Annotated in this window: 17 protein-coding genes; 6 read left to right on the top strand and 11 right to left on the bottom strand. The window is 35.4% G+C overall.

The genetic code is table 11. The features are described 5' to 3' along the window. Positions 1-14: 14 nt before the first annotated feature. From AM499_RS01415 to pruA, 4 genes are all read right to left on the bottom strand, one after another. Positions 15-1,178 carry an iron-containing alcohol dehydrogenase gene (locus AM499_RS01415; protein WP_053592056.1) on the bottom strand — a complete coding sequence of 388 codons (1,164 nt, stop codon included), beginning with the start codon at positions 1,176-1,178 and terminating at the stop codon, positions 15-17. A gap of 86 nt (positions 1,179-1,264) precedes the next feature. Further along, a complete protein-coding gene (locus AM499_RS01410) occupies positions 1,265-2,509 on the bottom strand; it encodes a Glu/Leu/Phe/Val family dehydrogenase (protein ID WP_053588538.1) in 1,245 nt (414 codons plus the stop codon). Between the two features lie 81 nt (positions 2,510-2,590). Further along, positions 2,591-3,784, bottom strand: a complete 1,194-nt coding sequence (locus AM499_RS01405; protein WP_053588537.1) for an ornithine--oxo-acid transaminase — start codon at positions 3,782-3,784, stop codon at positions 2,591-2,593. 64 nt (positions 3,785-3,848) lie between these two features. Continuing rightward, the gene (gene pruA, locus AM499_RS01400) at positions 3,849-5,393 is read right to left on the bottom strand and encodes an L-glutamate gamma-semialdehyde dehydrogenase (RefSeq protein WP_053588536.1); all 1,545 of its coding nucleotides are present in this window, start codon (positions 5,391-5,393) and stop codon (positions 3,849-3,851) included. Positions 5,394-5,545: 152 nt separating this feature from the next. Between pruA and AM499_RS01395 the strand changes: the two genes are divergently transcribed. Next, on the top strand, positions 5,546-6,853 hold the full coding sequence (locus AM499_RS01395; protein ID WP_053588535.1) for a sigma-54-dependent Fis family transcriptional regulator: 1,308 nt from the start codon (positions 5,546-5,548) through the stop codon (positions 6,851-6,853). 67 nt (positions 6,854-6,920) lie between these two features. Here the strand turns inward: AM499_RS01395 and yugI are convergent, their stop codons facing one another. The 3 genes from yugI to AM499_RS01380 all read right to left on the bottom strand — a co-directional run bounded on the left by yugI (position 6,921) and on the right by AM499_RS01380 (position 9,631). Further along, on the bottom strand, positions 6,921-7,295 hold the full coding sequence (yugI, locus tag AM499_RS01390; RefSeq protein WP_053588534.1) for a S1 domain-containing post-transcriptional regulator GSP13: 375 nt from the start codon (positions 7,293-7,295) through the stop codon (positions 6,921-6,923). Between the two features lie 85 nt (positions 7,296-7,380). Further along, the gene (locus AM499_RS01385) at positions 7,381-9,087 is read right to left on the bottom strand and encodes a hypothetical protein (RefSeq protein ID WP_053588533.1); all 1,707 of its coding nucleotides are present in this window, start codon (positions 9,085-9,087) and stop codon (positions 7,381-7,383) included. Continuing rightward, on the bottom strand, positions 9,077-9,631 hold the full coding sequence (locus AM499_RS01380; protein ID WP_053588532.1) for an RNA polymerase sigma factor: 555 nt from the start codon (positions 9,629-9,631) through the stop codon (positions 9,077-9,079). Before AM499_RS01380 ends, AM499_RS01385 begins: the two co-directional genes overlap by 11 nt. A 125-nt stretch (positions 9,632-9,756) precedes the next feature. Here AM499_RS01380 and AM499_RS01375 point away from each other — a divergent pair, with 125 nt between their 5' ends. Together AM499_RS01375 and AM499_RS01370 are read left to right on the top strand one after the other, a co-directional pair. After that, complete coding sequence (locus AM499_RS01375) at positions 9,757-11,094, top strand: sodium-dependent transporter (RefSeq protein ID WP_053588531.1); 1,338 nt, start codon at positions 9,757-9,759, stop codon at positions 11,092-11,094. Positions 11,095-11,189: 95 nt separating this feature from the next. Continuing rightward, positions 11,190-11,402, top strand: a complete 213-nt coding sequence (locus AM499_RS01370; RefSeq protein WP_053588530.1) for a helix-turn-helix domain-containing protein — start codon at positions 11,190-11,192, stop codon at positions 11,400-11,402. A gap of 54 nt (positions 11,403-11,456) precedes the next feature. Here the strand turns inward: AM499_RS01370 and AM499_RS01365 are convergent, their stop codons facing one another. Next, entirely contained in the window at positions 11,457-11,717 is a 261-nt protein-coding gene (locus AM499_RS01365) for a DUF1871 family protein (RefSeq protein WP_053588529.1), read from the bottom strand. Positions 11,718-11,793: 76 nt separating this feature from the next. Between AM499_RS01365 and AM499_RS01360 the strand changes: the two genes are divergently transcribed. Then, a complete protein-coding gene (locus tag AM499_RS01360) occupies positions 11,794-12,963 on the top strand; it encodes a MalY/PatB family protein (protein ID WP_053588528.1) in 1,170 nt (389 codons plus the stop codon). A 418-nt stretch (positions 12,964-13,381) separates the two neighbouring features. On the opposite strand, the gene AM499_RS01355 is transcribed toward AM499_RS01360, so the two are convergent. Next, a complete protein-coding gene (locus AM499_RS01355; RefSeq protein WP_053588527.1) occupies positions 13,382-13,594 on the bottom strand; it encodes a hypothetical protein in 213 nt (70 codons plus the stop codon). Between the two features lie 16 nt (positions 13,595-13,610). Further along, positions 13,611-14,198, bottom strand: a complete 588-nt coding sequence (locus AM499_RS01350; RefSeq protein ID WP_053592055.1) for a peptidylprolyl isomerase — start codon at positions 14,196-14,198, stop codon at positions 13,611-13,613. Positions 14,199-14,564: 366 nt separating this feature from the next. Here AM499_RS01350 and AM499_RS01345 point away from each other — a divergent pair, with 366 nt between their 5' ends. Then, on the top strand, positions 14,565-15,803 hold the full coding sequence (locus tag AM499_RS01345; protein ID WP_053588526.1) for an MFS transporter: 1,239 nt from the start codon (positions 14,565-14,567) through the stop codon (positions 15,801-15,803). Positions 15,804-15,873: 70 nt separating this feature from the next. Then, complete coding sequence (locus AM499_RS01340) at positions 15,874-17,733, top strand: transglycosylase domain-containing protein (protein WP_053588525.1); 1,860 nt, start codon at positions 15,874-15,876, stop codon at positions 17,731-17,733. 176 nt (positions 17,734-17,909) lie between these two features. On the opposite strand, the gene AM499_RS01335 is transcribed toward AM499_RS01340, so the two are convergent. After that, complete coding sequence (locus AM499_RS01335; RefSeq protein WP_053588524.1) at positions 17,910-18,470, bottom strand: DUF5366 family protein; 561 nt, start codon at positions 18,468-18,470, stop codon at positions 17,910-17,912. Between the last annotated feature and the right edge of the window lie 51 nt (positions 18,471-18,521).

Genomic DNA, 18,521 nt, shown 5'->3' with positions numbered 1-18,521 from the left:
CATGTGTTTTTCTTTTATAGACAAGCAGTAAGTATGGCCTTAGTATCTTCTGCATTTAGCCTTTTAAAATTGCCGTACTCTCCGTTAGCCATTGCCTTATCAACCATTAAGTCAATTTTTGAATCGTCAATATTATAATATGCTAAATTTGTCGGTGCATTCAAAGAAGCCCAAAATTCAGCCAATCGATCAATTCCTTCATGTGCAATTTGTTCCGTGGATTTGCCCTCAGGATTTACATGAAATACTCTAGTTGCTAATTTTGCAAATCTCTCTGGGTTAACAGGAACATTATGGCGCATCCATCTTGGGAAGATGATTGCCAAACCACCAGCATGCGGAATATCGTAGACGGCAGATACCGCGTGTTCGATATTATGGCTTGCCCAGTCACCTGCATAACCCATTTGTAAGAAGCCATTCAATCCTAACGTTCCTGCAAACAAAATAGTCTCACGAAGTTCATAATTTTCTAAATCAGGTATAAGTTTTGGGGCAGCCTCTATTACCGAGCGCAACACCCCTTCGATCATCTCATCTTGCACAGGTGTATTAGTAGCATTATTATAATATTGTTCGAACATATGCGACATCATGTCAACTATGCCATATACAGTTTGATCTAATGGCACTGTATATGTATTTACTGGGTCCAAGATGGAGAATTTAGGATAGACAAGCGGATGACCCCAGCCATATTTTTCTTGCGTTTCTTCATTAGTAATAACAGAACCAGCATTCATCTCTGAACCTGTAGCTGCTAATGTTAAGATTGTTCCAAAAGGTAACGCTTCTTTTGGAAATGCTTTTTTAGTAACAAAATCCCAAGGATTCCCTTCATATTTCGCAGCAGCAGCAATAAGTTTAGTACAATCAATAACGGAGCCTCCACCAACTGCTAGTATTACTTCAATTCCTTCTTTCTTACACAGTTCTGCTCCTTTTATAGCAGTGGTCAATCTAGGATTAGGCTCCACTCCAGCTAATTCAAATACTTCCATATTAGCTTCATTTAAAATAGAGATTACTTGATCATACAATCCATTTTTCTTGATACTGCCCCCACCATATACGATAAGAACTTTCTTTCCATAGAAGGATAACTCGTCCTTTAATTTACTAATTTGTCCTTTTCCAAAAATTAATTTTACAGGATTATAAAAAGAAAATGCATTCATCCAAAAATCCTCCTTCTTTGTATCTTTTTTAATCATAAAAAAACCGCCTGTAATTTACAAGCGGTTCAACTTATTATAAGAAGTGTTTATACCCAACCACGGAAACGTGATGCTTCAGCAGTTTTGCGTACACCAACCATGTAAGCAGCTAAACGCATATCAATATTACGAGTAGTAGCTACTTCGTAAATATTTTCAAAAGCGTCTACCATTTTAGCAACTAGTTTATCGTTTACTTCATCTTCAGTCCAGTAATAACCTTGGTTATTTTGAACCCATTCAAAATAAGAAACAGTTACTCCACCAGCACTTGCTAAAACGTCTGGTACTAGTAATACTCCTCTATCGTAAAGTATTTTAGTAGCTTCTGTAGTTGTTGGACCATTAGCAGCTTCTACTACGATTTTAGCTTTAATATTATGAGCATTTTCATTAGTAATTTGGTTTTCGATTGCAGCAGGAACTAAAATATCACAATCCAATTCTAATAATTCTTGGTTAGAAAGTGTATTTTCAAATAAAGTAGTTACTGTTCCAAAACTATCGCGACGATCCAATAAATAATCGATATCTAAACCGTTTGGATCATGTAATGCACCATAAGCATCTGAAATACCGATAACTTTTGCACCTTGATCATGTAAGAATTTTGCTAGGAAGCTTCCAGCGTTACCGAAACCTTGAATTACCACGCGTGCACCAGTCATATCAATACCACGTTTTTTAGCAGCTTCGTTAATAATGATTGTTACACCTTGTGCTGTAGCACGGTCACGACCTTGTGAGCCACCAAGTACAAGTGGTTTACCAGTAATAAATCCTGGAGAGTTGAATTGGTCCATACGACTATATTCATCCATCATCCAAGCCATAATTTGAGCATTTGTAAAAACGTCTGGCGCTGGGATATCTTTTGTTGGTCCAACGATTTGGCCAACAGCTCTAACGTATCCACGGCTTAAACGTTCAATTTCTCCCATAGACATTTCACGTGGGTCACATACAACTCCACCTTTACCACCGCCATAAGGAAGATCAACAATTCCAGCTTTCAAAGTCATCCACATAGAAAGAGCTTTCATCTCGTCAGGAGTTACACCAGGATGGAATCGAACTCCACCTTTAGTAGGACCTACAGCATCATTATGTTGCGCACGGTATCCAGTGAAAACTTTTACTGTATTGTCATCCATTTTAACCGGGATACGTACTTCCAACATTCTAAGTGGTTCTTTAAGTAGTTCATACATTGCTTCGTCATACCCTAATTTTTGCAAAGCTTCGTGAATTACAGCCTGTGTTGATGTGAACAGGTTTAAATTATCAGCCATTTGATATTTCGCCTCTTTAATTCATAATGATTTCTTCGGAACAATTGTAACATATAGTTGTAGAAATTTGTCTATAAATTATTATTTTGTAAATACTTTTTTAATTCTTTCAATTGCCCAGTCTAACTCTTCTTTTGAAATAATTAGAGGTGGTGCAAAACGAATTACTGTATCATGTGTTTCTTTACATAATAATCCTAGTTCTTTCAAAGCTTCACAATATGGACGAGCTTCTTCCGTTAACTCCATACCAATAAATAACCCACGTCCGCGAACTTCTTTAATAGAAGGATGATCAATTTCATTTAATGCATTAACAAAATATTCTCCAAGTTCAAGTGAACGATCAGCTAATTTTTCGTCAACTAATACATCAAGAGCAGCAAGAGAAACAGCACATGCCATTGGGTTACCACCAAAAGTCGAACCATGTGAACCTGGGTTAAATACGCTTAGTACATCGCTGTTAGCAACGATACATGAAATTGGGAATACCCCGCCTCCTAATGCTTTACCTAAGATGTACATATCTGGCTCTACGTCTTCCCACTCACAAGCAAACATCTTACCAGTACGGCAAAGACCTGCTTGAATTTCGTCCGCAATAAACAATACATTGTTTTCGCGACATAATTCACGTGCAGCTTTCATAAATCCTACTGGAGGAATAATGATTCCAGCTTCACCTTGAATTGGTTCGATTAAGAATGCAGCAGTATTTGGTGTAATTGCAGCTTTAAGTGCTTCTAAATCACCATAAGGTATTAATTTGATACCTGGAAGCATTGGTCCAAATCCACGTTTGTATTCAGGGTCTGATGATAAAGAAACAGCTCCCATTGTACGACCATGGAAGTTACCATTACATGCAATCACTTCTGCTTTATCCGTTTCTACACCTTTTACATCGTAAGCCCATCTACGTGCGGCCTTGAATGCTGTTTCAACAGCTTCAGCTCCAGTATTCATTGGTAATACCATATCTTTACCTGTTAATTGACTTACTTTTTCATACCATGGTCCTAATTGATCATTATGGAATGCACGAGAAGTTAAAGTAACACGGTCAGCTTGATCTTTTAAAGCTTGAATAATTTTTGGATGACGATGGCCTTGGTTTACTGCAGAATAAGCAGAAAGCATATCCATAAATTTATTACCCTCTGGATCCTTTACCCAAACACCTTCCGCTTCCGATACAACGATTGGAAGTGGATTATAATTATTCGCACCAAATTTATTTGTTTGTTCAATGATCTCATGTGAAATTGTCATTAGATACTCTCCTTCTCTTCAAATAGTAGGTAGACTCACATTAAGGTGAGTCTACCCGTAAAAATTAAAGCATTTCAGAAGTTGTTTTTGCTTGCATATGAAGTCCGATATAGTCAGGACCACCTGCTTTTGAATCTGTACCTGACATATTGAATCCACCGAATGGTTGGTATCCAACAATCGCACCTGTACATCCACGGTTGAAGTAAAGGTTACCAACGTGGAAATCTTCGCGAGCTTTTTCTAAGTTCATACGGTTATTTGTAATAACAGCACCTGTTAAACCATATTCAGTGTTGTTAGCAATTTCGATTGCTTCGTCAAAATCTTTAGCTTTTGTAAGACCTACAACTGGTCCAAAGATTTCTTCTTGCATAATACGAGCTGTTGGAGATAGGTCAGCTATTACTGTTGGTTGGATGAAGAATCCTTTTGAATCGTCACCAGTACCACCTGTAACTAAACGTCCTTCGCCTTTACCAATTTCGATGTAGCTCATAATTTTCTTGAATGAACCTCCATCGATAACTGGACCAACAAAGTGCTCATCATTATCAGGAACACCAACAGTTAAGTTGTTTGTTAACTCTTCTACACGGCTTACTACTTGATCGTATACATCTTCTACGATTACTGCACGTGAACAAGCAGAACATTTTTGACCACTAAATCCAAAAGCAGATTTCACGATAGATTGAGCAGCTAATTCTAAGTCAGCTTCTTTGTCTACAACGATTGTATCTTTACCACCCATTTCAAGGATAGAACGTTTGATCCAGATTTGACCTGGAGCCAATTTTGATGATTTTTCAACGATTCCTAGACCAACATCACGAGAACCTGTGAAGCTGATTAAACGAGTACGTGGGTGTTCAACTAAGAAGTCACCGATTTCCGCACCAGAACCAGGGATGAAGTTTACTACACCTGCTGGCAAACCTGCTTCTTCTAATACTTCAACAAATTTGTAAGAAACAACTGGAGTTGTTGAAGCTGGTTTTAATAGTACTGTGTTACCTGCTACCACCGCTGCAACTGTAGTACCTGCCATAATTGCAAATGGGAAGTTCCATGGAGAAATAACTACTGCTACACCTAATGGAATGTAGTCATAACGGTTATATTCGCCTGGACGGCTTTCTACTGGTGCTCCATCTTTTAAACGTAGCATTTCACGGCCATAATACTCTAAGAAGTCAATTCCTTCTGCTACTTCTACATCAGCCTCAACCCAAGTTTTACCCGCTTCTTTAGATAAAAGAGCAGAAAACTCAAATTTGCGACGGCGAATAATAGCTGCTGCTTTGAAAAGTACATCTGCACGTACTTCAGGTTTTACTTTTTTCCAAGTATTAAATGCTTCATCTGCTATTTGCATTGCTTTAGCTGCTATTTCTTGAGTTGCTTTAGAAACAACACCTACTACTTGCTCTTTATTTGCTGGGTTATAAGAAGTGATTTTACCTTCTGTTGTAATTCTTTCCCCACCAACGATCAATGGGAACTCATTTCCAAGGTAACCTTCAACTACTTTATAGCCTTCTTTAATCGCTTTTTTGTTTTCTTCTTTAGAGAAGTCTGTAAATGCTTCGTGTTTATAATCTATCATGGAAAAATCCTCCTTTAAATTTAGTGCAAATTATTTTAGTGCAAAAATTATTTGCTCTTTTAATCCGTTTACATATATAATAATGCAAAAGATTGTTGCGTTTTTCAAGTGTTAAATTCTAAAATGTTAAAATTTTTTTTGAGGTGAGCCGTGTGAGTGAGAAAAATGAAAAGCTTTTTCCTTTTTATAAATTTGCTGCCGAACAAGTAGCTATCGGCATCCACGCAGTTGATACAACAGGAAAAACAGTCATTTATAATGAAAAAATGAAAGAAATCGAGGGCTTAAATTCTGTAGACGTTGAAGACCGTTCCATTTTGGAACTTTTTCAATTTGAACAGCATGAAAGTACGTTATTAAAAGTCCTCCATAGTGGAAAACCTGTATTACGCGTTAAACAAACATACTGGAATCGTAATGGGCAAGAAATAACGACTATAAATGATACATACCCTGTTTTGGATGATAATGAACTTATCGGAGCAGTTGAATTTTCTAGAGATATCACTGCACTTGAACGATTAATTTATCAACCATTAAAAAGGTACAACGAACAAATCACCCTTTCTACCATTACAGCTGTTTCTCCTGCCATGCAAGCAGTATTGGAGCGTTCTATAAAAGCAGCCCATGTTCGAATGCCTGTATTATTAATCGGAGAAGCTGGTACTGGCAAAGATTTAATAGCAGAAGGAATTCACAATCAGCTCTCTCCAGCTAATAATCAATTTGTTTCCCTATTTTGCCATAGTTCAGATATTCACTTAATTAATAAATTTAAAAAAGAACTTGAACATATCTCAAACTGTACAATATTTTGTGAAAGAATCGATTTATTATCCCTCGAATTGCAAAAACAGCTTTTAGATATTTTAAATTCAAATAAAGACGGAAATAATTTATTCATCGCAAGCATTGGTGAAGATCCAGTAGATTTAATAGCAAAGGATAAATTAAACAAAGAATTGTATTACTATTTTGCAACTGTGACTATTACAATTCCACCACTCCGTCAGCGCACAGAGGATATTTTACCTTTTATGAATGATTATTTTAATCGATATCTTAATCTGTATGGCTCGACGATCAATAAAATTGAAGATGATGTCATTCAAGCATTTTTAACGTATGAATGGCCAGGAAATTTAAAAGAGCTTGAACTTCTTTTAGATGAAATCAGCTCGATGATTACTACTGAGCAGGTGCTTAAGTTTGATATGCTCCCACTTCACTTTAAGTTGAAAGTACAGGATTTCAATGAATCCTCAAAGAAAGCAGAGGATTTTGTATTCACTGCTGAAAAAGATTTGTTGCCTTTGGAAGAATATTTGCGTGAAGCGGAAAGATATTATTTACAAAAAGCTCTAGATAAATATGATGGCAATGTAACAAAAGCTGCAGAAGCATTAGGAATGAGCCGTCAAAACTTACAATACCGTCGCAGAAAAATGAAACTATAAGTTTGAATAATTAAAAAGGTGACTCTTAAAGCTGTGAATTCACAACATTTAGGAGTCACCTTTTCATTTATTGAACGGACTGATTAATCCATTCTGCAAGCTTTTCTTTTAATGTATTAAATCCTTCTTCATCATGTTCATCAACACGAGCTTGTAAAGATTTCCTTGGTTTATCATCTTTTTTAGAAATAGTAGGTTTTTCTTGTAGTTCACGTATAGACAAGCTGATTTTACCAGATTCACTATCCACTTCTAAGATTTTCACTTCTACTTCTTGGCCTACAGTTAAAAATTCACCGACTTCTTTTACATAGCCGTAAGTAATTTCAGAAATATGCACGAGACCTTGTGTATTTTCGTCTAAACTAACAAACGCTCCATATGGTTGAATTCCAGTAACTTTACCTGTGACAACATCTCCTACCTTATTTTCATTATTCATTTTGTTCACTCCCGATTTCTCTTATGCGCATCTACCCTTATGGTCATGTTAAATTATAACATAATAGAAAGAGAGCAAGCAAAAATCACTGAGTAGGCATAAAAGCTGCTCGCCAGCCATTTTCAGTTTGGATAATACTAAAGCCAACTACTGGCTCTTCTAAGTGAATTGTACGTTCCGGAGCCATTGTTATGATTACATATCCCTCTTTATCCGATCGTTGTTCAAAGTGTAGTGATGAGAACTCCTTCCGAATATCTGTTATTTTTTGATGTGTACCCTTCATATATTCTTCTTTTGGTATTTGAACGTACGAATCATCTTTTATATACAACTCGTACTTTGTTTCATAATCCTCCATCAGTGAGCAATAATAATATAGACTAACAATCTCTTCCGGAGTTGCATCTTTCAATACTGTTTGATCGTGAGTTGCTGCAAATGATTTATATAGGACATGAATTCGCTGTAAAAAATCATGATTCACAACTTGATCTTTTGTTATTAAATTTGGCATAAATTTTTCTATATCCCCGTTTTTCGCAAGGTGAAGAGCATCTTCGATATGAGCGTATGAGAAATTATTCCATTCTTCAGATTTTGTCCATCCTGTCTTTTCAAATTCATTGACTATTGGAATTAATAAATATGGAAATGGGGAGTTACCATTAGTTTGAGTCATTAATCTCCATAGTTCTCTATATTCATCTTTTACAATACCCTTTTTATCGAAAACTGGATTCTCTTTCGTCCCTTTTACTAAAAAATAGAACACGCTCGTGTAATACGATTCCATTTTGGAGTCTCCAAAATTATTGTTTATATAATCATCCAGCAAATAGTTCTCCATATTCTTCAATACAACAAATGTATCATTCATCGGAAATATTAATTCCCATGCATAAGTAAATGGCTCAAATGCCATCATTTGCAAATAACCATCAGCTATTGAATTTAAATTGCCTGAAAACAATGTGGGAGTAAGTGTAAGATCGATACGAAAAGTAAGATCAATTCCATCCTCCATTATTTTTAATTGAAGACCCTGATTATGTGCAATATATCTTAAATTATTAAATTCCTCTGGAAGGAAAGGTTCATTTTCAATGATTTCATTTATACTATAGTGGCCTTCTACTTTGTAAATGGATAGCTCCTCTTTGTACTCATTTAGTTTTTCATTTGCATACGTCCTAAAATTATTGATTTTTAAGTAATATTCATTTAAAAAACTTACTGTTTCTGCTTTATTTAATTTCTTTCCTTGGTGAATTTCTTTAACCATCTCAGATGGTAGTTTTAAATTATTCATAATTTCCTCATACCGTTCATCTAAGTCGGTATAAATAGTTCCATCAATAAAAGGGCTAGACCTATCATCCGTGTAATGCTGAAAATTCATATCCGCAGACCTAATAAATTCTATTTGAGAAAACTCCTCTTCTGATAGGTTCAGCATTTCACGACGTTTTTTTCTCTCTATTGGATAATTCTTTTTCAATTTCTCTAGAAAGGCTTTCGATTCCTCATTCTGTATCTCTTTCCCTTGTCTCGTTTCGTCTTCTAATAAAAATGTTGCTCCTAGTATTCCAATAATTAATATACTTGCAATACTAACAGCCAATTCCGCAACTTTTTGCCATTTTGATTTAGTAGTTTTATTCTTGCTTAGAGGTTCTACTTTTTCCAATTCGATTTTATTTAGAATTTCATCCGTGTCAATACTCGATGGAACTCTATCGTATGATGTTTTTAATAAGTCCAATCGTTCCTCAAGCTGCTTATCGTCCATGCTTGGCACCTCCATTCGATGAAAGTAGGTTTTTTAGTTGGCTTTTTGCTCGTAGTAATCTTGTTTTTACTGTAGTTATCGGAACACTTAATATATCAGCAATTTGTTCGTACGATAAATCATGAAAATAAAATAAAATTATTGGATGCTGATATTTTATATCTAGTGATTGAATTGCTTGATGCAACTCCTTGTCTTCTTCAAATAGTAATATACGATCTTCCGTGGACTTAGTGGAGATATTCATATTATGATGATTTAGCTTTTTTTCCTTTTCTATTTCTTTTGTTTCCTTACGATAATAGTCTCTTGTAGCATTTAAAGTTATTTTGTAGAGCCATGTTGTAAACCGTTCGCGTTTAAATTGATGTAAAAAACGGTAAAGCTTTACAAACACTTCCTGAGTGACATCAGGAATATCGTTCACTTTGACACCACATTGAAAAGCAAACTTTTCAACTGTTCGGTGATGTTTTTGAATAAGAGCTGTATATGCAGCTTTGTCTCCTTGCTGCGCTCGCTCGATTATTTCATTTTCGGACATTGCTCCCCCTCGCTCTCTATGTATTGATGATACGAAAGATATTTCACGAATGTTTCATTTGTTTGTCTACATTTTCTTGTAAACCTCATGTACAATAAGACAGTTGTAAAAAAGGAGGAATTATTTTGGCAAAGCGAGATCATTTTGGATCTAAAATCGGATTTGTATTAGCAGCGGCTGGAAGTGCAATTGGCTTAGGTGCTATTTGGAAATTTCCATATATGGCCGGAACGAATGGTGGAAGCGTATTCGTCTTACTATTTATCTTGTGTACTTTATTAATTGGTCTACCGATTTTATTAGCAGAATTCATTATAGGAAGAAAAGGTCAAGCAGATGCAGTGACTAGTTTTAAAAAACTTGCTCCTAGGAAACCATGGTTTGTAATTGGATGGGCTGGGTTTTTCTTTTCTATTATTATTCTATCTTTTTATAGTGTAGTTGGGGGATGGATATTATCTTATTTAATAAGAGCTCTCACATTTAGCTTGAACGGAACAAACGAGACCTTCTATGAGGATTTGTTTAATAGTGTCATTTCAAATCCATGGGAAGTTATAGTCGGACAAGGTGCCTTTATCTTTCTAACAATATGGATTGTATCGGGTGGAATCCAGGGAGGAATTGAGAAGGCTAGTAAATGGATGATGCCTCTTCTTTTAATATTCTTTTTAGTTTTAGCAGTTCGCTCTTTAACTTTGGAAGGTGCAATGGAAGGAGTTAAATTTTTATTCGTTCCTGACTGGTCTTATTTCACATGGGAGACAGCTCTACTGGCATTAGGGCAAGCCTTTTTCTCCTTAAGCGTAGGTGTTTCCGCAATGATTACTTATGCGTCTTATTTGCCAAAAGAGACTAGATTAGGCAATTCAGCACTAAGTGTCTCACTTCTCAATATCGGTGTATCCATTATGGCTGGACTTGTTATCTTCCCTGCTGTTTTTGCTCTTGGATTCTCACCAAATGAAGGACCGGGTCTAGTTTTCATCATTTTACCTGCTGTTTTCGAGCAAATAATATTTGGACAATTTTTCTTAATACTATTTTTCGTTTTGTTGCTTTTTGCTACGTTAACTTCATCAATCAGCATGTTAGAGATTGTTGTATCCATCGGTATTAAGTCAAAATATGAACGTAGGAAACGAGCTGCATGGGTATATGGAGTCCTAATCTTTCTAATAGGTATTCCGAGTGCGTTGTCTTTTGGGATTCTTTCTGATAGTCACATTTTAGGAATGTCCATTTTTGATTTTGCGGACTTTTTAACAAGTAGCTTTGGGCTACCATTAGGAGCATTGTTTACCTCTTTATTTGCGGGTTATGTCCTTACCAAATCTGAGTTACAAAATGACTTGAAGGTAAATCAATTTCTATTGAATACATGGCGTTTTATCGTGCGTTTTGCCGCTCCAATAGCAATTATTATCGTCTTCATTCAGGGAGTAATGAAATTATTTGTCTAAAAATTTTTTATAGGCTATCTCAAAAATGTTGTTCTAAAATGTTTGTGCTATAATATAGTTATACTTATTACTTCTTTGAAAGGATGGATGTAACTATGAAACAAGAACTTCACATACAATTACGTCAACTGAGGGAAGAACGAAATATTTCTTTAGAACAGCTTGCCCATAAGGCTACTATAGGAGCATCAAAGTTAGAGGCTTATGAAGCGGGAAGTGAAACTCCATCTGTTCAAACATTATTGAAACTTTCAAATGCATTAGAAGTACCAGCATCTAACCTATTAGATGGCTTACAAAACGAATAAAAGCTTTCGGTTTTTTAACCGAAAGCTTTTTTTGTTTCACGATAACTACTATACTTAAATAATACATTTCATTTCATATTTTAATGCAATCAATTTATATGAAACTTCTACACACTTTTCAAGTGGTATCCACTGTTCAAAAGAATGTTCATAAATGGTTTGTATTCTTTTGGCCAACTCAGAAGGATGGTCAATACTTTGAAGATCTGCAACTACATCAGCAGCTTCGGCGTCATAACTATCAACACCTATATTAAATGGGTCCCATTCTTGTAATGTCCAAAGTGCTTTTCGATTCATTTCAATTGTGTCCATATATTTTCACCTTACTAGTTTTTATTAGTTAGGGTTATAATAACATAATAATTACAAATTGAAAGGGGTAATTAATTTGCCTGATTTTTCTACCGTTTTTGAAAGACGTAATACACATTCTACTAAGTGGGACTTGCTAGAACAAATATATTCCATTCCAGATGCATCCGACGTGCTTCCTATGTGGATTGCAGATATGGACTTTGCTATCCCTTCCACTATTATCGATGCATTACATAAGAGATTAGAACACCCAGTTTTTGGATACAACATTGTACCCGAAGAAACAAAACTTGCACTTACAAATTGGTTGGAAAAAAAACATCAATTAAAAATAGAAAGTAAATGGATATTCTTTCAACAAGGTGTAATACCTGCGATGGCTTCTGTATTAGATGCTTTTACCGAAGTAGGAGATAAAATCTTAATACATTCTCCAGTGTACCCACCATTTAATCATGTACCTACACGACTTGGTCGTATTGTAGAGACTTGTGATCTCATGGAGATTAATAGTTCATTTGAAATCGATTTCGATGACTTTGAGCAAAAGCTTTCATCTGGTGTTAAAGCTTTTATTCTTTGTAGTCCCCACAATCCAGGTGGAAAAGTGTGGACCAAAGAAGATTTAACTAAAATTGCAGCTTTATGCGAAAGATATAATGTACTTATAATATCTGATGAAATCCATGCAGATATAGTTTTTAAGCCAAACAAGCATATACCCATTCTTTCGGTAGCGGAAAATGTTAATAATATTATTACTTTCTTTGCACCAACTAAAACATTTAACTTAGCGGGAATTCAAGCAGCTACAATTATAGTGCCAGACCAACAAAAAAGAAAAATCCTAGAGAATCAAGCCTTAGAACGTGGACAAATGGAACTAAATATATTTTCACTGACTGCTTTTCAAGCAGCATACGAACATGGGGAGCCTTGGCTGGAGGAATTACTAGAGGTTGTATCCTCCAATATGGATTATGTAGTAGAACAATTAACGAACAAGTTAAAAGGAATAAAAGTGTCTAAACCTGAGGCAACTTATCTTTTATGGATAGATTATCGAGATACAGGGTTATCAGAAAAAGAGATTATGGACTTGCTTTTAACAAAAGGTAAGTTAGCCCTTGAGCCAGGTACGAAATACGGAAAAACGGGAGAAGGCTTTTTAAGAATGAACGTAGCTTGTCCAAGACATACTTTAGAAGATGGAGTTGCACGATTTATTAAAGCACTTTCTTAAATAATTCAAATAAAACAGCCATTGTATAGCTGTTTCAGACAGTAGATAAACTTGAAGATTCTCGAGTTTGTCTACTGTCTTTTTTTCACTGATAAATAATATCGTATATCCTTGATTTCCACTGCGGACGGACGCTTTCCGCGGGCGGTCCGTGAGCCTCCTCGTCGCAAGCTCCTGTGGGGTCTCACCTGGACGCGCTTGTCCCGCTGGAGTCGCCGCCCTCCGTTCCAATAAACTGGATGCTTTATAAGCAAAACACTCATCAATACTATATAATAACAATCCTGAAGTATCAGATCCTGTGTTTAACTATTAAAAACATAAAAAATGACAAAAGGTATTGGAAGGACAACCCTCACAATACTTTTTGTCAATAATCTAAAACAGCCTTATAAAAGGCGTTTTTATTTGTATTAAGTTACTTATCCAGTTGTTCCTTCTTTGCCTGCATAATTCTCTCTTCTAACTCTTTTGCTTTCGCTGCGTCTTTAATCGATTTTCTTTTTAACCATCTAAAAACAAAAATACATAGAATAACTAAAACAACTAATTCAATAACCACTGGAATATACTCCGTTTTATCTTCCGGAAAATATAAATATAAAAAACCTAGTTGTAAAAACTGCAACATCTAAACACTTCCCTATTTATTTTTGTACGATTTCAATAGAATCTATCGTAATGTCTTCTAGTGGCTTGTCATTTTCATCTTTTTCTACAACTGCAATTTGGTCAACGATCTCCATACCTTCTATAACTTGTCCAAAAACGGTATGTTTTTGATCTAAGTGTGGAGTTCCGCCATTTTTCTCATACGCAGCTGCAATTTCTGCTGGCCATCCACCGTCTTCTAATTGTTTAGCCTCTGCTTGAGCACTTGATGCTTGTACAATGAAAAATTGACTTCCATTTGTATTAGGTCCAGCATTAGCCATCGATAATGCTCCTCTTAAGTTAAACAGGTTCATCGAAAACTCATCTTCGAATTCTTCACCGTAAATACTTTCTCCACCCATACCAGTACCTGTTGGGTCTCCCCCTTGAATCATGAAGTCTTCGATCACTCGGTGAAAAATAAGACCATCATAATAGCCCTCTTCAGCGTGAGTTAAAAAGTTTTCAACCGTTTTAGGTGCAAGTTCAGGGAATAATTTAATTTTAATAGGTCCCTTTGATGTATTCATAATAACTAAAGCTTCATTTGAAGCAACTTCTGTTGAAAGTTGTGGATACATAATTTTGTCTCCTTCATTTTCCGTTGTTGTATTTTCCGTTGTTGTATTTTCCGTTTCTGTATTAACTACCTTTTTGTCACCGCATGCCCCTACTATCAAAACAGCGCTTATTAATAATAAAAAAATAATCTTTTTCACAGTTTATTCACCCCAAATAATTCTAACATATTGAAAAGTCATTTTCAGTGACAAAGTATCTAACTTTATTCGCTACACAAAATAACCTATAATGGGTAAAAGAAAAGCACAAGCTTGCACATTTGACATTGAGTGGCTGGTGCTTGGAGTCTTGAAAGTTTTTAAATAAAGTAATTACTTAACTATTTTTTTGAGAAGGTACGCAACAAATAGAAAGAAGGGATTTGGATGAGCGTACAAAAAAGAAACTTTATTATTATGTGGTTTTCTAACTTTTTAGTATCTGGAACAATGACAATGATTATGCCCTTTTTATCTTTGTACATCAACACAATGGGAGACTTTTCGGATGCCTATGTTCAAAAATGGTCTGGTCTTGTGTTCGGGGCAACATTCGTATCGGCCTTTTTAATGTCTCCGATTTGGGGAAGAATTGCTGATAAATATGGGTACAAGCCTATTTTAATTATTAATGGCTTCGGTATTGCTATCAGTGTTTTATTAATGGGATTTGTTTCTTCTGTTGAAGCATTTTTTGTTCTTCGATTATTTATGGGAGTCGTTACTGGTTTCATCCCTACATCATTGGCTTTTATTAGCTCCCAGACTCCTAAAAAAATTGCAGGTAAAACAATGGGAACTCTTCAAATGGGAAGTGTTTCTGGTACATTATTTGGACCTATATTCGGAGGATTTCTAGCGGATACATTCGGCTTTCAATATACGTTTATTATTACTTCCAGTGCTGTATCAATTGCTGCGTTACTCGTTATTTTTGGCGTACATGAAATAAGAAGAGAAAAGAAAAAAGGAGATCATGAATATTCTAGAAAAACAGTAATTTCGGGAATTTTTCATCATCGCCTCATATTAAACGTTTTAATGATTACTTCTCTTATACAAATAGGTTTGTTTAGTATCCAGCCTCTTTTGTCCTTATATGTATCGCATCTGACCAATTCAACTGAAGTTGCACTACTTGCAGGAGTCACCTTCAGTGCTACAGGAGTCGGCAGTTTGCTATTTGCTAGAACATGGGGAAAACTAGGGGATACCCACGGATACGAAAAAATATTATCTATTTTGCTGATATTGGCCTTAATTTTCATTGTCCCACAAGCATGGGTAACGGATTTATGGCAATTAATCATACTACGCTTCCTTTTTGGTATTGCATCAGGTGGGTTGATACCTGTTACAACTGCCTTGATAAGAAGAGAAGCCCCTATTGAAGTACAAGGTGAACTAATGGGCTATAACACAAGCTTCCGCTTTTTAGGCAATATTATTGGTCCGATGTTTGGTGGATTCATCAGTGGATACATTGGTATATCTTCCGTTTTCTATGTAACAGGGTCACTGTTTTTATGTGGCTATTTAATCATCTACTTTGCGAGAAAAAAACCAGTTCAAGACTTTGAAGATGTTTTATTGGAAGAAGAACTTCACGCTAAACAAACAAATTAAAAATGAGCACACTTTCCAATAGAAAGTGTGCTATTCTTTTTATTAGATTATAAGAACTGGAGTGCAACAAATGCGACAAGTAATAGGGTTTCTCCTTATTTTATTATGTTTCCCTTTAATATGGATGTTGACATCCTTTATCCATGCAGAAATATTGTCCGCGTCTTCTTTTCAAGATGATTTAAAACAATCCATTCAATTATCAACCCCTCCCCTGTCTTCACCAGTTGTATTGTTAGACGAAAATGAACAAATCTTTTCAGAGGATTACGTGGAATGGAGAGACCCCCTACCGCTTGAGTCAATACCTTTATTTGTACAAGAGTTGTTCATTCAAAGCGAGGATGTAGAATTTTACAATCATATTGGATTTAATTTTAGCGCAATATTCCGAGCTGTTTTTGCCAATGCTTCTGCCAATGCAAAAGAACAAGGTGCTAGTACAATTACGCAACAATTAGTAAGAATACGATATTTATCTACTGAGAAAACGTATGAACGAAAAGTGACGGAGCTTATTTATGCATATGAAATGGAAAAGCAAGCTACAAAAGATGAAATATTAACGAATTATTTAAATGAAATATATTTTAGTAATCAGGTCTATGGTATTGGAGCTGCTGCAACTTATTATTTTGGAAGACCATTACACGAGTTGTCAGATGCAGAACTTGCCTTTATTAGTGCGATTCCAAACAATCCAACAATCTACGATCCTATAGATAATTTTGATGCAACAAAGAAAAGACAGGAATTACTTATAGATGTCCTAGTGAAAAACGGAAAAATACCAAAGGAAAGTGGAGAAGCAATAAAGGCTGAACCAATCGTCCTGAAGACAAAAACAAAAAAACAGCTGTACCCTACCTATAGCACTTATGTTTTAGAAGAGTTGAAGAATTTAGTTGCATCAAAAGAAGGTTTTTCCGAGAAAATAGCAACTGCCCAAAATGAACAGCAAAAGCTCTTATTAGAAAATGAACTTCAAACTAAAGTGAATGAAGTGATAGCACAAGGAGTGACAATTTATACAGCTCTTGATCCGTCGAAACAACTAGACGATGAAAAGTACGTAAATAAACTATTAGTTAAAACGCCTGATTTACAGGCTGCTTCGGTTGTCATTAATAACGAAACACGAGAAATCATCAGTTTATACGGAGGTAAAGAGTATAAAAAATTTGATTTTCATCGTGCGTATCAAGCAGTTAGACAACCGGGATCAGCATTAAAATCATTACTTGTGTACGCACCAGTTTTTGAAACAACTACATTAACTCCTAATAACTCGATAAATGGCGGGAAACTTTGTATTGGCTCATACTGTCCTCAAAACTATGGAGGCGCACTGTACGGGAATGTAACGATTAAGCAAGCTTTTCGCTTCAGTCACAATACTCCTGCAGTACGGTTATTAGAAACCGTTGGAATAGATAATGCATTTGCAAAACTAGAGCCATTCCAATTTAATCATTTAACGAATGAAGATCATACTTATGCTGCCGCACTTGGTGGATTAACACATGGCGTTACAGTATTAGAAATGGCCGATGCTTATAGCAGCTTTATTGATGGCATGTATAAGCCTGCTCATGCCATTCGAAAAGTTACAGATAAAAAGGGAAACATTTTATATGAATGGAATGAAGAAAAAACAGAGGTTTGGTCACCTAAAACAGTTCAAACTATGAGGGGATTACTTTCCGATGTAGTGCAAAATGGAACTGGAAAAGGAATCTCTATTCCTGCTACCTACGTTGGCGCTAAAACTGGAACTACGAATGACTTTTATGATTATTGGATTGCTGGGTTAACAGATACATATACCTCAGCAGTATGGATTGGCTATGACATGCCTAAAAATATGAAATCAATCGAATCTAGAAAAATTCATCATTCTATTTTTAACAAAATTATGAGAGAGAAATAGAAAAGAGTCATCTCCAAATGGAGATGACTCTTCTTTTTTTATTTGGTCTCGGTTTCTTGCTAATTAGTTTTCAATTGGCTTCAATTGGTCTCGGTAAAGAATGAATTGGTCTCGTTATGCCGCTTAGTAACTTTAAATGTATAATTATTCCTCATAAACTAGCGATTTTGTGACAATTATAAAAATGGTAAACTTGCCACTATTCCATTATAAAGTTTAATCGTCACATAGATGACTAATGTTAAAAATAGACTCCATACCATAAACTCGAACATTATTAACCCTACCGTCCCCATCATGCTCATTGAACTGCTTAATTTGAATATGACGTATACAAAATAAACAAAAGCTGTAGCTAAAAAAATGATGAGCAATATTTGAAGAGATTGAAAACCGATTGCTGAAATAAATGATCCAATAAAAAAAATGACGTATCCACCACGTGCTTGAGAAATAGTCTTACCTTCTAAATCTTTTGAGAAAAACAACATCCCAATCTCATGTATTGTTTCAGCAATCAACTTAAGTGCAGAAAAAAGCATAAAATAAATAAGTGCTAGGATAATAACTAAGAACAGTTTCAATTCCAAATCGGATAAAAACTCTCTCATCCCACTATAAACACCAATTACTTTAAAAAGATCTATCGCTTTGTTCATTGTAAAAATAGAAAAAGATAAACTAAATAACAAAATAGTGATGAGTGGTAAAAATCCAAACACATATGGGTTCTTCATAGCTTCTCCTCTTATTCTAGTATCCATACTTTTGTATCATATCGAAGAAAA

The organism is Bacillus sp. FJAT-22090 (assembly GCF_001278755.1).
GTDB lineage: Bacteria > Bacillota > Bacilli > Bacillales_A > Planococcaceae > Psychrobacillus.
Note: the sequence above shows the minus strand (reverse complement) of the source record. Positions and strands in the feature narration are given on the sequence as shown.

Coding starts and splice junctions, on each gene's coding strand:
- AM499_RS01415 (WP_053592056.1), bottom strand. CDS start 1,178: ATGAATGCATTTTCTTTTTATAATCCTGTAAAATTAATTTTTGGAAAA.
- AM499_RS01410 (WP_053588538.1), bottom strand. CDS start 2,509: ATGGCTGATAATTTAAACCTGTTCACATCAACACAGGCTGTAATTCAC.
- AM499_RS01405 (WP_053588537.1), bottom strand. CDS start 3,784: ATGACAATTTCACATGAGATCATTGAACAAACAAATAAATTTGGTGCG.
- pruA (WP_053588536.1), bottom strand. CDS start 5,393: ATGATAGATTATAAACACGAAGCATTTACAGACTTCTCTAAAGAAGAA.
- yugI (WP_053588534.1), bottom strand. CDS start 7,295: ATGAATAATGAAAATAAGGTAGGAGATGTTGTCACAGGTAAAGTTACT.
- AM499_RS01385 (WP_053588533.1), bottom strand. CDS start 9,087: ATGGACGATAAGCAGCTTGAGGAACGATTGGACTTATTAAAAACATCA.
- AM499_RS01380 (WP_053588532.1), bottom strand. CDS start 9,631: ATGTCCGAAAATGAAATAATCGAGCGAGCGCAGCAAGGAGACAAAGCT.
- AM499_RS01370 (WP_053588530.1), top strand. CDS start 11,190: ATGAAACAAGAACTTCACATACAATTACGTCAACTGAGGGAAGAACGA.
- AM499_RS01365 (WP_053588529.1), bottom strand. CDS start 11,717: ATGGACACAATTGAAATGAATCGAAAAGCACTTTGGACATTACAAGAA.
- AM499_RS01355 (WP_053588527.1), bottom strand. CDS start 13,594: ATGTTGCAGTTTTTACAACTAGGTTTTTTATATTTATATTTTCCGGAA.
- AM499_RS01350 (WP_053592055.1), bottom strand. CDS start 14,198: ATGTATCCACAACTTTCAACAGAAGTTGCTTCAAATGAAGCTTTAGTT.
- AM499_RS01345 (WP_053588526.1), top strand. CDS start 14,565: ATGAGCGTACAAAAAAGAAACTTTATTATTATGTGGTTTTCTAACTTT.
- AM499_RS01340 (WP_053588525.1), top strand. CDS start 15,874: ATGCGACAAGTAATAGGGTTTCTCCTTATTTTATTATGTTTCCCTTTA.
- AM499_RS01335 (WP_053588524.1), bottom strand. CDS start 18,470: ATGAAGAACCCATATGTGTTTGGATTTTTACCACTCATCACTATTTTG.